This window comes from Paenibacillus lentus (assembly GCF_042714055.1).
Lineage (GTDB): Bacteria > Bacillota > Bacilli > Paenibacillales > Paenibacillaceae > Fontibacillus > Fontibacillus lentus_A.
This window is the reverse complement of the sequence record NZ_JBHGVC010000001.1, coordinates 592,463-606,945: the sequence shown is the minus strand read 5'-3', so window position 1 is coordinate 606,945 and position 14,483 is coordinate 592,463. Positions and strand designations below refer to the sequence as shown.

Below are 14,483 nucleotides of genomic sequence, written 5' to 3'. Positions count from 1 at the left end.
AGCAAAACCCTCCGGGTCCCGGAGGGTTTTGGCCATAAGAAAAGCCCCTATCGAAGCAGGCTCGAAGATGCAGTCGAATCCATCATTAAAGGTAGCTTTTCTTGCGATCTAAGGATGCCGGTTCATCGAAGTTTGTGCCTTCATAGATCTAAAGAAAAGCCCCTATCGAAGCAGGCTCGAAGATGCAGTCGAATCATCATTTAGAGGCGAGTCAATAAAAAGGAGAGAGAAGAATGGAGCTATATTTCATGGGAACTAATGCAGGCGTCCCTTCCTTAGAGCGTAATGTGACTTCGCTTGCACTCCGCATGCTTGAAGAACGGCGGTCGTTTTGGTTGTTCGACTGCGGTGAAGGAACCCAGCATCAAATTCTTCGTTCTCCTCTCAAGCTGAGTAAGCTGGAGAAAATATTCATCACGCATCTGCATGGAGACCATTTATTCGGTCTGCCGGGACTGATCTCCAGCCGTGCTTATCAAGGGGGGGAGGATCCCCTGACGATTTATGGCCCGGTTGGATTGAAGCAGTATATTCATACCTGTCTGGAGCTGAGCGAATCGCACATCAGCTATATCCTGGATATCGTCGAGCATGACGGCGGACTGCTGTTCGAGGATGAATCCTTTCGGGTAGAGGCTTCGCTGCTGGAGCATCGGGTGACCAGCTATGGTTATCGGGTTACCGAGAAGGATTTGCCCGGCAAGCTCGATACCGCTGTGTTAGAGAGCTACGGTATTCGTCCGGGCCCGCTCTATGGAAAATTAAAACGCGGCGAGAGCGTAGAAGCACCGGACGGTCGGATCCTGCATGCTTCTGCAGTACAGGGCAAGCCGAAGAAGGGAAGGATCCTTACGATCCTTGGCGATACGCGTCCATGTGATTCCGTGCTCTCATTAGCACGCAATGCGGATGTGCTGGTGCATGAATCTACATTCCTCCATGAGTTGAAGAATACGGCACATACTTATTACCACAGCACAGCCCGCCAAGCGGCAGAGGCTGCACGGGAAGCCGGAGCTAAGCAGCTATTCCTAACCCACCTCAGCTCCCGTTATAAGTATGAGGATCAATTAATGCAGCTAGAACAGGAAGCGCGGGAAGTTTTCCTGAATTCCAGAATAGCGCGTGAGCATGTCCTCTACGGAGTGGAACGTGCAATGGAATAAAAATATTTTCCGGGAAAGCGCAGGAAATGACAGGCCGTTTCAAAGTTTGATAAAGGCGCATCACGTAAACTTATCCCGCTTCGATGCCTTTCGACTTGATGCGGCTCTAATTTGCTTCATGGAAACTAAGAAGGGGTGAAATTTGCCTCTGCTTTGTTTTTCTATGTAGAATATAGGGAAGCAGATGTTTACGGGAGGTGCCAAATGAGAAAAATTCCTTTTGTTCTGCACGGCTTCGGTACAATCGCCAGAACACATATCGTCGCATTGCGGGCATTGCCTGTTATTAAGAAAGTTCCCTTTATACCGGTACTGGATACGCTAGTTACCCGTCATCCAGATTTACATAAAGAGCAGGCCAATGCTATGGGCTTTGATCACATTACGGACAGCATCGCGGAGGCAGTGAACCGGGAATCGGCAGCTGCGGTGAGTGTATGTACTCCTAACGCTTCGCATCCAGAAAGCATTCGCGCGGCAGGGGAAGCGGGGAAGGCGCTTTACTGCGAGAAGCCAATTGCCGATAATTATAAAGAATCCGCACAAGCAGCCGCTGGTTTTCCTGCTCATTTAACTGCGCAGGTTGCGTTAATATTTCGCTATCATCCGGCAGTCCAGCGAACTACGGAGCTGCTGCGCCAGCAGAGCATCGGTGAGGTGCTGCAATGTAAAATATCGTATCTTCGCTCCGGCTATCTGGATCAGGAACGACCCTTCAGTTGGCGAGTCAGTAGTGAAATGTCAGGCGGCGGAGCCATTACTGATATCGGGGTGCATGCACTTGATCTCATTTGCCACTGGTTCGGAGATTTAGCGCGATTTGAGGGCACTACCGAGACATTTGTAAATGAACGACGTGCTGAACCGGGAAGTGAACGAAAAGTCGCCATAGAGGTGGATGATTGGGCTGCTATAAATTATGAGACGGTTACGGGTGTCCGTGGTATGGTGGAAGTATCGCGCATAGCATGGGGAAGCGATGCCTTTACGGTTCAAATTGTCGGAACCCAGGGAAGTATTGTTATGGACTTGGAAAAGGACGTCTATCCCAAGGTACATCTGCTCCGAGGGGCTTTAAGCCACTGCCCGGAACCAGCGGGCCTTCAACTGCTTCCTGACGCGAAGGCCACGATGGGCATATTTGTAGACTCTCATTTTGCTGCACTGCATCATTTCATGCTGAGACTCGTCGATAAGGATGAATTTGAGGGACTCGCACCAACGCTGGCCGATGCGCTTCGAGTAGAGCAATATGTCGATCAAGTTCGGAAGAAGGAGGGAGCTCGTTGACGAAGTGGAGCGCTTATCTTATCGATTTGGACGGCACCATGTATCATGGCAACCGCATGATGCCTGGAGCTGATGAATTAATTAATGCAATGAAATATAATCATATACCGTATTTATTCGTAACCAACAACTCTTCGCGGACGCCTGAAGACGTTGCGGAGCATTTGCGGCAGATGGGGATCCCCGCGCAAGCGGAGGATGTATGCACCTCCGCCGTTGCCGCCGCAGAATACATCGCGGATGTGCAGCCAGGTGCTAGAGTAGCGCCCATTGGTGAATACGGCTTGCTGGAAGCGTTGAAGCTGGCAGGAGTGACGATCGATACGGTGCAGCCCGAATATGTGGTGCAGGGCATTGACCGCTCCTTCTCCTATGAGAAGCTGGCCCAGGCCGCAAGATGGATCGCGGACGGCGCCCAATATATTTTGACGAATCCAGATTTGCTGCTTCCGGGCCAGGAAGGGCTCATGCCGGGGGCTGGAACGATTTCGGCTGCCATCGTGGCAGCTTCGGGCGCCGAGCCGGTAATCATCGGCAAGCCCTCGAAAATTTTGATGAAGCATGCGATGGACCGCTTGGGCGTACGACCTGATGAGACGGCGGTAATTGGTGATAATATGTTTACGGACATTTCGGCCGGTGTCCATGCGGGCTGCGGAACCATATTGGCCTTGACCGGAGTGACGAACCGTGATAATTTGCATGAGCTCATGACAAAAACCGGCGTTACACCGGATAAAATTTGCGAAAGCTTGGCCGATGTCCAATCCTTGGTCGTCAGTTCACTGGAATCGGCGACCTAAGGCGTAATGAGATAGAGAAGGGAAAGATGACGATGCCGGAACTGCCGGAAATGGATAATTATCGAATTCAGCTATCCAATTATATTTTGGATTCGCCAATAACAAATATTGTGATTAACCGGGAGAAGTCTGTGAATTTGGATCCGGATGCGTTTATAAATGCTCTGCTGGGAAGACAGGTTATTTTTATTGAACGGCGGGGCAAGCATCTGCTGTTTCATTTGGATAATGGGCGCCGTCTTATGCTGCACCTGATGCTTGGCGGACTGTTGTATCTAGGCTCATCAGAAGACCGTCCTGAGCGCAATACGCAAATTGAACTTTCCTTTGGCAACGGCATGGTGCTTTATTTTATCGGGTTAAGGCTCGGTTACTTGCATTTGCACACGGCGAAGGAAGCGGAGGAACTGTTATCCGATTTAGGGCCGGAGCTGCTTGATCGAAAGATGAATGAAGAAAAGTTCAAGGCCATTTTCAGCAAGCGCCGCGGCAGCCTGAAGACAGCGCTGGTGAATCAGGAAATCGTTGCCGGGATCGGCAACTGCTATGCGGATGAAATTGCGTTTGCCGCAGGGCTGCGTCCTTCCTCCAAGCTGCAGAATCTATCCGATGATGATCTGTCAGGCTTATATCAAGCAGCCCGGGATGTCTTGATCCATGCTACAGAAGCAGGGGGCTACATAGAGCTTCCGCTGACGAAGGATGATCAGCTTACGGGCGGATTCAATGAGCTATGCCAGGTATATGATCGGGAAGGGGAAAAATGCAATCGCTGCGGGGATGATATCGTGAAGACCGAAATTGCCGGTAAAAAAGTGTTCCACAGCCCGGGCTGCCAGCATGAGCGCTAATGAGCCGGTAGTAGGCGGACATCTCAGCATCCGCAGCGGGTATGCTGGAGCTGCGCAAATCGCTATTTCTTCCGGTGCAGGCGCGTTTCAGTATTTTCCCAAAAATCCAAGAAGCTTGACGGTAAAAGATTTTGATCGTCAGGATGCGGAACGCTGCCGGCGGTTATGCGAGGAGCATGGGATTTTGACCGTAGCTCATACGCCATATCCAAGTAACTTGGCGGTGGATAGGAGCAACGCCCGTGAACAATTTGAAAGAACCGTAAATTCACTGCGAAATGATCTGGAGATTGCAGAAGCTTGTGGCTCTTTGGGAATAATTGTTCATTTTGGCACATATAAGGCTGGAAACCCCTTACAAGGTTATCAAAATATTATACAATGTATAAATGAAGTGCTTTCCGACTGGCGAGGCAGAACTAAGCTGATCATCGAAAATCAGGCTGGCGACCACGGAGATATGGGAATAACTCTGGAGGAGCTCGTTCAAATTCGCAAGCTGTGCCGCTCGCCGGACAGCATCGGGTTTTGTCTCGACACCTGTCATGCGTTTGCCTCTGGAATGTGGGTCGGTGAACATGACGAATCATTTGCAACTAAGGCGGCTGAATTGGATTTTTGGAATGGTTTAGCCGTGATTCATTTGAATGATTCGAAATATCCGGCATATTCCCGTAAAGACCGGCACGCTCGGGTAGGTGAAGGTTATATTGGAGAGGCAGGCTTTCGCAAGCTGCTTCAGCTGGAAGAAGTACAAGGAATACCATGCATATTTGAAAGTGAGAAAGGCGAAGACGGAACCTATAGAGAAGATATGGAACGGGTGAGGCGGTGGGTGAAAGCCTAGTGCTGGAATTCCGCGGGAAAGGACGAAGAACAGTGATTCATGTATATATGGATGATTTGCGGCGCTGTCCCTTAGGTTTTACATTAGTCAGGACCGTCGATGAATGTATAGAACTTCTGCGAATTTCCGAAGTCGACATCCTGTCCCTGGATTACGATATGGGGCCGGGAGAGAAGACGGGGGCGGAGGTTGCTTCCGCGATCGCGAGGGAAGGGCTGTATCCGAGAGAAATTTTCTTGCACACCTCGAGTATGGCGGGGAAGAAGAGTATGTACGAAATATTGTATCAAAACAAGCCAGAGTGCGTAATTCTGCATAACGGACCGATTCCATTTGACCGCCTGGATGAAATTGAGAGTTTGACCAGAAGAAGCGCCCGCAAATAAAAAAAGTTGAAATGAAGCCGTCGTGAATCCGGCAATTACTTCTGGGGGTTTTGCGCGTTGAAAAATCAGGAAATCGAACCAAGTGAGACAGGCGATAAACAGGGTACGTCTACCCATTGGATTTGTACGGCGAATCATGGCTTTGCGCCATATGCACAGGAAGAGCTGCGCCGATTATTCGGTGCGGTGAAGAGTACGGTTCTCATTCCCGGTGAGGTGCTGCGGGTCACATTGCAGGAAGAGGCGGAGCAGGTTATCGAGGCAATTGCAGGCAAGCCTCCAGTGTTTTTGCGGCATCTTTTTCATATCGACTGGGAATGGCGGGCTTCAGAACAAGGTGAGCTTGCTGCCGGGATAGATGAGCTGGTTGCAGCGGCAATGTCAGATCCAAGGCTTCGGGATGCAGCTACAATCGCTGTACAACCCAGAAAGTCAGAGCACTCCCTGTGGAGCGACAGCACGGCGGAGCTAAAGGATATGCTCCAGAACAGATTAAGCGAGCTGAAAGCTGAATTTGTGGTTCGCGATGCTGATTACATCGTTTCTGTTTTTGTAGGAAAAGAGTTTATTTACGCAGGCATATCACAGCCAGCTCATAACATATCCGACTGGAATGGCGGTGCTGTACGATTTCAGCGGGAGGAAGGGCAAATCTCCAGAGCGAAATTCAAGCTTCTGGAGGCGGAGCTGACCTTCGGCATTGATTTCTCAGTCTTCCGCGAAGCGCTGGATATCGGCGCGGCACCTGGAGGATGGACCTCATTTTTGCTGGATCGCGGCCTTAAAGTAACGGCTGTAGATCCGGCCAAAATGCACCCATCCTTACAGAACGCTCCGAATCTTACGATGTTAAGAAAAAATGCCGGAGAGGTGAAGTTCCGCGAGCATCAATTTGACCTGCTCGTCTGCGATATGAGCTGGAGTCCGAAGCTAACGGCGAGGCTGGTCAGCGAATTGCTGTACGCATTAGTGCCAGGCGGCACGGCCATCGTGACAGTGAAGCTGCTGAGCAAGAAGCCGATGGCGCTGATCCAAGAGGTAATCGATATGTTTCAGCAGTCCCGAATGCAGGTACAGAGAGCAAAGCAGTTGTTTCATAATCGGGATGAAATTACGTTATACATGATTAAATATTAACGTGATTAATTAAAGGAAAAGCAAAAAATGCTTTACAAATCGCAGTATAATCACGTATACTGATTCCAAAATTATACATTAGCCAATGAAGGGAAAGTATCCCATGATTCTGCTCCGGCATAACCGGAGAGTGGAGCGTGGATACTTTCCCTTTTTTTGTGCGAGGAAGGAGGTTTCCGATTGCCGTTGGCTGAGGAACTGGCTGCTGGTGTAATCATTGCGGGCAGATATAAGATCGAGCATATAGTTGGTGCGGGTGGGATGAGCCGGGTATATCTCGTCTCTGACTTGAAATTGTCTGGCAAAACATGGGCCATGAAGGAGGTGGCGGCAGCACCTGATATGCATATTTCGGTGGAGGAAGAGGCAGCGCTGCTCATTGCTCTTGACCATCACAGATTACCGAGAATGATTGACATTTACAGAGAATCTAGAACGGGTCATTTGTATATGATTATGGATTATGTTGAGGGAGAGCATTTGGATCATTATGCCGCCGGACGGGGAAATGATTTATCCCTGCAACTGCTCGTGTCATTTGGGCTTCAAATCTGTGAAGGACTTCATTACTTGCATAGCCACGAGCCGCCGATCATTCATCGGGATTTGAAGCCTGCCAACCTGCTGGTGGATCAGAATGGGGAAATTCGGTTTATCGATTTTGGAATTGCAAGAAGATACAAGGAAGACCAGCAGGAGGATACCGTACTAATCGGCTCGATCGGCTTTGCCGCGCCCGAGCAGTATGGAGGCAGGCAGAGTGACAGCCGGACGGACTTGTATTCCTTGGGGGCTGTGCTGCTCTATTTAGGAACCGGGGGACTTTACAGCGGCTGGTCCCAGGAAGCGGGAAATGTGATGCGGCGAAACGGTTATGAGCCATTATTGCCGGTTCTGGAGCGTTTGCTGCAGACACAACCCCAGGACAGATACAGCTCCGCCTTGGAGACAAGCCGGGCTCTATCGAGGATTGCCGGGGAATCGCGCTCAGGCGAGGCTGCACGAGCAAGCCGCTGCAGCGTCATAGCTGTAATGGGGGCAAGCCCGGGCATAGGTGCTACACATACAGCTATTATGCTAGCCCACACGCTAATTCATTTTTCAAAGCGTGTAGCGATTGTCGAGATGGAGGCGAAATCAACGGCTTTCCGCCAATTGGGACAAATCGTCTCGGGCGGAGCGTCGATCAAGACAGACCAGCCCATCTCCCCGCGTCGTTTTCGTATTCACGCAGTCAATTATATCCGCCATCCTTCGCGTGCCGAATGGATCGAGCTGCTTGCTGACGGCTACGAATATGTGGTTTGTGATCTCGGCTCTGCAGGTCGTAAGGAGCTGCTTGAGGAATTCGCACGCGCTGATCTGCCAATTATCGTCGCTTCCGGGGCTGAATGGAGGGAGGAGGATGCGGCGCTCATCGGCGAGCGGGTCGGAGAGGCCGTGCGGCGCAAATGGGTTTGCTTCGTTCCGATGGGCGGGAGAAATTCAATTCGCCGACTGCGTAAGCCATTGGGAACGGATCGAGTGTATGAAATTGCAGCGGAGAACGATCCTTTTGAGCCGGGCCAAGAGACGATGGCCGCATTGATGAAAGTCTGTAGCCCTGGGCTGATAAAGACTACGCGGCTGGAGGGCAGAGGCTTCGGATTTAAGAGAAAACGTTGGAAAGGAAGCGGTAACTAGATGTCTAGACTGAGGCAGCGGACAAAGCAGTTAATGATTGCCGGTATGGCAGGAGCCGGTGTGGTCGGTATTCTCTTTGCCGGCTACGCCGTATACCAGGCCAAGCACCTTCATCAGATTAAAACCTCCCTTGTAAGGGATTATGAGACCCGAATTCAGCAGCTGAAGGACGAAAATCAGCGCCAATCGATTTCTGGCTGGGTGTTGTCGCGCGACATCTCTGCGGGTCACCCTATTCGTAATGAAGATGTAAGAAGAGTCGAGCTGCCGGCCGACAGCGTCCCGGCTAATATCATCAAATCGAAAGATGAGATTGCAGGCAAAAATGCCAAGATCGCTTTGTCCTCGCAAACGTTATTGACACCGGGATTATTGTATGCGGACGAGCCTACGCCGCATGATCTTCGCTGGCGTGAAATGGGATTTATTCAGCTGCCTGCCGCGCTTGAGAGAAATGACGTTGTGGATGTGCGTATTCAATTTCCTACCGGCCAGGATTATATTCTGCTGTCTAAGAAGAAGATTGAGCAGTTGAATGGGGAATCGGTTACGGTGACGCTGGATGAAATGGAAATATTGTCTTTATCCAGTGCTATCGTAGATGCCTATTTACATAAAGCCTCGATTTACGCGCTTGCTTATGTAGAGCCGCAATTGCAGGCAAAGGCAGTTCCGACATATCCGGCCAATGAGGCCGTCCTGCAGTTGATTAAGAAAGATCCCAATATTATTTCGCGGGCTGAACATGCACTGTCTCATGCTGCGCGGCGAATTCTAGAGTCTGATTTATCGGTGCTAACGCCCCAGAGTGCCGCCGAATTTGCGGGACGCCAGGCTGAACGAATCGCAGCGGCGACAACACCGTCTTCCGGTGACAGCTTCGATATGAGTCCTTAACAAAGGAGATGATTTAGTGGAACGATGGATATTTACGGGTGCCGTTGATAAACGAGATTTGCTGCTTTACATATGCAAGGTGTTGGCTTCATCAGGCAGGCGTGTTCTGCTCATAGACGCAACCGATAGGGGGAAGTATCGGCATGTGATCGGTGGAATTGTCGATGAGCATGAAATTAGTGAGTTTAATGGGTTTGACGTCGCCCGGCTTGGAACGGAAGCGGATAAGGAACTTAGCGACAGCTACGACTATTGCCTTTATGACATAGATCGTGTTTCAGATCATAGCGGTTACATCTGGAACGCAGCCGAGCAGATCATCTGGGTGGCAAGCTATGATCGGTATGAAATTGCCGAAAGCAGTGAATTTTTCAGCCAGCTGGTTCAAACTTGGCCGCAGCTGCACGGGATGAAAGTGCTTCCTGTGTTCACGCGAACAATGGACAGCTTTGTCGATGAACAGTATGTGATGAGCTTGATGGATCAACTGCCGATCGAGTGGATATTTACTGAAATACGGATACCATGGGATGAAATTAATTTTGCGGTGCAAACGGAGAATGAGCATTCTCAAACCTTGCGTATGAATCGAATCACCCGGTCTTACAAGAAGGCGATTACGGATTTAATAACCCGGCTTGCTGGCTGGGAATTTAAAACGGCAAAGAAAGCTTTACGCAAAGCTGAAAGGAGGCAGGCATGAGTAAAGTTGTGTTTTGGGATTTGGGTTATGGCGGCTCGGCGGAGGTAGCGGCAGCCTTTGGCGTACAGGCAGGTCTTCACGAAAAATATCATTTTCTGCTTATGAACTGCGGATATTCCGGTACAGGTCTGGAGGAAGGATTCCCCCCGCGTGATAATGAGCTGGGTAAGGAGCTTCGCATGCCCGTGCAGGATCATGGAATGGAGGCGCTGCTTCGGCTGGCGGAAAGCGGAAAATTGCTCCAAGCGAATATGACGGACTATACTTATCCGCTGCTGCAGGGAAGGCTCGATCTAGCAGAGGGCATGCAATCTATAAGCAGCTCCCGGCACCCATTACACTCCGTAGAACTAGAAGCGATTTTGAATATGGCTGAGCGGCTTTATGACATTATCATCATGCAGTTATCCGGTGCTGGTTCATTATACTCGGACAGGCTGCGGGAGGAAGACACTCTTATAGCTGTATTAAGGCAAAATCGGCTGGAGCTGGATACGTTCTTCGAAATGGCGGGCAGGTCTGAAACCATTAGAGGAATTGCGCCCTTGGCCATAGTTATTCACCAATACGATGCAGCTTCAAAGTGGAGCCTGCAAAACATTAAGCGTCGTTATAATTGTGAAGTGCCGATGATCGGCATCCCTTATCATACCGAATTCAGCGATGCCTGGAATGGGCAGGATATTATTTCTTTTTTTCGTCGTTATAGATTGCTCAAGGGACGAGGGTATGAGAGGGAACAGTTTCTTTTTAGCTGCAAAGAGCTTGTCCGATTGGCGCTGTCCCCCAAAGAGCGGAGCCATCATTCCGCGACAGACAGTAAGGTGAGAGGAGCATGACCCGTGACTCATTTTGCCAACCTGCTCGGCATCCTCGCCGTTTTGCTGCTGGGTATCGCCTACGTTTGGATTAAAGCCAGAACGACGGAGAAGATAGCTCCCGCAACGGAGTCGCATGGGGAGAGGCATTCTTTGAATACGCTAATGGAATATGTGAAAAAACAGCTTCATGAATTAAGCCGGGCGCATTTGAACGACTGGGGCATGAGCGAGGAAGCCTGGAATCGAAAATTGAAGAGCCGGGCTGAACTGCGTAAGGCGCTCCGAGGCTGTACATGGGGAGATCGTCACGATAAACGGTATGTGAAATCTTATATTAAGGATTTGCTGCTTAAAGGGTGCGGCCTGAATGAAAGCACCATCGACAACTACATCCCTTTTCATCAACGTGAACTGCTTACGGCGCAGGATCGCTTCGAAATCGTCCTTTATTTATACTCACTTCGCTACGAAGATGAGGCATTATCGATGCTGATCGATACATATCGCTTGGATGAGCCTAAGCAGTCGGACGAACTTGAGCAGGCTGCTCATTATGAAATTACGAGCGATGATATCGATGAATTATTTTATTTGGAGTACCGGGAGCTCGATTTCCGAGAGAAGCTGGATATTCTCGTACAGCGCGTATATCAGCAATATAAAGGATTTTCCGTGGTAGATGAAATTCGGGAGCAGCGAATTGACGGGATAAGCGGGGGAGTGAACGGTATAACCGACTCAGAGGAAGAATGGCGGCCACTGCGTTCCGACAAATCTCTAGACTGGGGGAGTCGTGATGAACCGGAAGACGAAGATGGCTACGTCAAGTCACGAGTCTGGGATAGCGTATGGATTTTTTATAAGGGAAAAAGCATTAGGCTATCCTTTTTATCCTTTGGAAATGAGAGCGAGCTTAAGCGAGTCTGCCAGAATATTTATAAGTACAATTTGCCTGGCCAGTTATCGGAAGCGAATGGCTACAAGGTCAATGAAATGAAGGATGGCTCTAGAGTCGTCGTCGTTCGGCCGCCCTTTGCCGAATCATGGGCTTTCTTCGTACGAAAATTCGATTTGAGAAGCGCTGCACTCGAACAACTCATTGAAGGCGAGAATACGGATTTGCCTATCGGCTTGTTGAAATTCTTAATGAAAGGCAGCCGAATCACATCGATTACCGGCTCACAGGGTTCAGGGAAAACAACGCTGCTGATGGCTTTGGTCAAGCATATTTATCCTTCCTATACATTAAGGGTTCAGGAGCTTTCCTTCGAGTTGAATCTGCGTAAATTGTACAGTACCAGAAATATTTTGACATTTCGTGAGACGGAGTATATATCGGGTCAGGCCGGGCTGGATTTACAAAAGAAAACTGACGGTACCGTGAATATACTTGGTGAGGTAGCCAGTGATGAAGTGGCAGCCTGGATGATTCAAATGGCGCAGGTGGCCAGCTTGTTCACCATATTTACCCACCACGCCAAAACTTTTCGCGATTTGATCGAATCGCTTCGTAATTCGCTGCTCAAGACAGGGATGTTTCGAGATGAGCACGTAGCGGAATTACAGGTCGTCAGCGTTATCGACTTCGATATCCATTTACGAAAAAGTATGACTGGCCAGCGTTATATTGAAAGAATCACCGAATGTGAGCGGGGGGAGCAAGGGTACCGTGAACGCGTTGTATTGGAGTATCGGGACGGGAGATATAGATCTGTGGAGCCGATATCCGAACGAATGAGCCGGGAAATGGCCCGAGAAATGACGGTGGAGGACAAAACGGCATTTGCATACTTTCTCGGAACCTATTGGGGGGAAGAAATTGGAGCTTAAGAGCTTGTTGATAGGGATTCTCTTGATCTCCCTGCTGCTATTCGTTGGTTTTTTGGCTGTCTCCAAGCGAATGTCACGTGTTGAGGCACGAAATAAAGTCATCAATCGGACGGTAATAGATTTCGTTCGAGAGCGCATTACCGCCTTGCTCATACGATCCTATGCTTTATTTATGAGAATACCTCCCCTCCGGTATTATGTGCTGAAAGTTCGCAGCAGGTTGTCGCTGCTGCATATGTATGCCGAGTTTGAGCTTCGTAGGAAAACGATGCTGCTCGTCTATACGTTATTGCTTGCCTTTGGCCTGGGAATAACCCTTCTCACCTGGATGAATCCAAGCCTGTTATTTTTCTTGTCCTTATTAATAACAGCAGTTGTTTTGCAAGGGCTCTTTCTCGATAGTTTCGTGAATCGAATCGAACGAAAGCTGCTGGAGCAAATGCTCGAGTTTTTTGCGGCCGTTCGGCATGCTTATCATCGCCATGGCATGGTCACTGATGCGATAGACGAAGCGGCGGAAGGGTTGGGCGAAGAGATTGGCTCACATGCGTATCGGATGAATGAGGCGCTGACCGCACCTAAACAGGGAGAGGCGTTGGAGCAATATTATGAAATTGCGCCGAATCGATTTTTAAAGGCGTTTGCGGGGATATCAAGCCTGGTGCTGGAGTTCGGGGACAAGACGGCACGGCAGGGCTCGGTCTACTTGCGGGCTATTGCCAGCTTGACACAGGAAATCCATTTGGATCTCATTCGTCGGAACAAATTGGATTATTTGCTCAAGGGCCTGCATGTCATCGCCCTGGCGCCGCTGTTTTTCACGAGGCCCATTGAGGTGTGGGCGAGGCGGAACTTTCCGCTCATGGATCATTTTTATTTAAGCAAAGCCGGTATAGTTATCAAAATTATGATCTTTCTCATCATCCTGATCTCTTATATTTTGCTGCAGAAATTAAAAAATGAAGAAGAGACATTGTATCGGGCTGAGGACAGCAAAATTCCCTGGGAAGCACGAGTCTATAAAGTACATTGGGTCAGTGTCGTCGTCCAATGGTTTGTTCCGCGGCGTTCATCGCTTTCTTATTATCGATTAACCCAGTTGTTTAAGGAAAATAATCAAAAAATCAAAGTCGAATGGTTTCAGCTTAGAAGGATAAGCCTCTTTCTGATCAGCTTTTTATTTACAATCGTGCTTTGTACCACCTTGCATATGGTTTCCCAGAGCAGAATTTTGCGGGAGCCGCCGGAAAACACGGTATTCTTCGGTACGATGTCCCGGCAGGAAGAGGAGAAAGCCCAGAAAATCGTTAGCTTGGAGAAAACAGCGATAGAGGGGCTCGATAACTCATCAAATGGGGACTACAATGCGGCTCTAAAGTCGACAGAGGCGGCTCTTTCCGCTCATGGAGAGTCGCTGAGCCGAGAAGAATTGGCGATGATGGCGAATCGGATTATCGATAAGCTGGAGCGCTATAACCATGAATATTTAAAATGGTGGGAGGTTGCCCTAGCTTTGGCGGCAGGGGGTGTGGCCTTCGAGACTCCGCTTTGGTTGTTATGGTTCCAAAGAAGAATGAGGCTTACGGATATGCGTCATGAAATCTATCAATATATGACGATGATCGGGATTTTCAAGGAGATGGAACGCATTTCAGTTGAGGAAATCTTGGAATGGCTCTACGTTTATGCGGTTATTTTCAAAGTGCCGCTAGAAAGGTGCTTGCTGAATTATAGCAAAGGCGCTGAGGCAGCGCTGAAGGAGATGAAAGAGGAGGTATCCTTGGAGGAATTCAAGCGTCTCGTGGACAAGCTGCTGCTGGCAGCCGAGAAAATTACCATTGCTAAAGCTTTCGATGATTTGGAATACGAAATGTCGTTTCAATTTGAACGCAGGCGCCTTGAATATGAAAAATCACTCGATACCCGGGCGGGATTCGGCCGTTTGATCGGCTTTACTCCTATGTATAGTCTAGTGTTCGCTTATTTGGTCATCCCTTTAATTTGGATGAGCTTTAAACAAATGGATATGTATTTTGAGCATATACAAAAATTATAAATTTATGAGGAGG

At 49.2% G+C, this 14,483-nt stretch carries 13 protein-coding genes; all 13 read left to right on the top strand.

All coding sequences use genetic code 11. From position 1 onward, the window contains the following. The first annotated feature begins 233 nt into the window (after positions 1 to 233). The 13 genes from rnz (at position 234) to ACE3MQ_RS02535 (ending at position 14,470) form a co-directional block, all read left to right on the top strand. Positions 234 to 1,166 (top strand): ribonuclease Z, encoded by a 933-nt coding sequence (rnz, locus tag ACE3MQ_RS02595; protein ID WP_379390289.1) that lies wholly within the window; start codon positions 234 to 236, stop codon positions 1,164 to 1,166. 204 nt (positions 1,167 to 1,370) lie between these two features. Beyond that, a complete protein-coding gene (locus tag ACE3MQ_RS02590) occupies positions 1,371 to 2,456 on the top strand; it encodes a Gfo/Idh/MocA family protein (protein ID WP_379390287.1) in 1,086 nt (361 codons plus the stop codon). After that, positions 2,453 to 3,259, top strand: coding sequence for a TIGR01457 family HAD-type hydrolase (locus ACE3MQ_RS02585; protein ID WP_379390285.1), 807 nt, complete (start codon positions 2,453 to 2,455; stop codon positions 3,257 to 3,259). Before ACE3MQ_RS02590 ends, ACE3MQ_RS02585 begins: the two co-directional genes overlap by 4 nt. 32 nt (positions 3,260 to 3,291) lie before the next feature. After that, positions 3,292 to 4,110: an Fpg/Nei family DNA glycosylase gene (locus tag ACE3MQ_RS02580; RefSeq protein WP_379390719.1), complete on the top strand. Its 819-nt coding sequence runs from the start codon at positions 3,292 to 3,294 to the stop codon at positions 4,108 to 4,110. After that, on the top strand, positions 4,100 to 4,957 hold the full coding sequence (locus tag ACE3MQ_RS02575) for a deoxyribonuclease IV (RefSeq protein ID WP_379390283.1): 858 nt from the start codon (positions 4,100 to 4,102) through the stop codon (positions 4,955 to 4,957). The genes ACE3MQ_RS02580 and ACE3MQ_RS02575 overlap by 11 nt, the downstream gene beginning before the upstream one ends. 35 nt (positions 4,958 to 4,992) lie before the next feature. Continuing rightward, positions 4,993 to 5,343, top strand: coding sequence for a cyclic-phosphate processing receiver domain-containing protein (locus ACE3MQ_RS02570; RefSeq protein ID WP_379390717.1), 351 nt, complete (start codon positions 4,993 to 4,995; stop codon positions 5,341 to 5,343). Positions 5,344 to 5,400: 57 nt separating this feature from the next. Continuing rightward, complete coding sequence (locus ACE3MQ_RS02565) at positions 5,401 to 6,480, top strand: SAM-dependent methyltransferase (RefSeq protein ID WP_379390281.1); 1,080 nt, start codon at positions 5,401 to 5,403, stop codon at positions 6,478 to 6,480. A gap of 180 nt (positions 6,481 to 6,660) precedes the next feature. Then, the gene (locus ACE3MQ_RS02560; RefSeq protein WP_379390279.1) at positions 6,661 to 8,163 is read left to right on the top strand and encodes a serine/threonine protein kinase; all 1,503 of its coding nucleotides are present in this window, start codon (positions 6,661 to 6,663) and stop codon (positions 8,161 to 8,163) included. Beyond that, positions 8,164 to 9,060 carry an SAF domain-containing protein gene (locus ACE3MQ_RS02555; RefSeq protein WP_379390277.1) on the top strand — a complete coding sequence of 299 codons (897 nt, stop codon included), beginning with the start codon at positions 8,164 to 8,166 and terminating at the stop codon, positions 9,058 to 9,060. It abuts the gene before it with no gap. A gap of 16 nt (positions 9,061 to 9,076) precedes the next feature. Then, positions 9,077 to 9,763, top strand: a complete 687-nt coding sequence (locus ACE3MQ_RS02550; protein ID WP_379390275.1) for a hypothetical protein — start codon at positions 9,077 to 9,079, stop codon at positions 9,761 to 9,763. Then, a complete protein-coding gene (locus ACE3MQ_RS02545) occupies positions 9,760 to 10,602 on the top strand; it encodes a hypothetical protein (protein ID WP_379390273.1) in 843 nt (280 codons plus the stop codon). Before ACE3MQ_RS02550 ends, ACE3MQ_RS02545 begins: the two co-directional genes overlap by 4 nt. 3 nt (positions 10,603 to 10,605) lie before the next feature. Further along, positions 10,606 to 12,414, top strand: a complete 1,809-nt coding sequence (locus tag ACE3MQ_RS02540) for an ATPase, T2SS/T4P/T4SS family (protein ID WP_379390271.1) — start codon at positions 10,606 to 10,608, stop codon at positions 12,412 to 12,414. After that, on the top strand, positions 12,404 to 14,470 hold the full coding sequence (locus tag ACE3MQ_RS02535; RefSeq protein ID WP_379390269.1) for a hypothetical protein: 2,067 nt from the start codon (positions 12,404 to 12,406) through the stop codon (positions 14,468 to 14,470). The genes ACE3MQ_RS02540 and ACE3MQ_RS02535 overlap by 11 nt, the downstream gene beginning before the upstream one ends. Positions 14,471 to 14,483 lie beyond the last annotated feature (13 nt).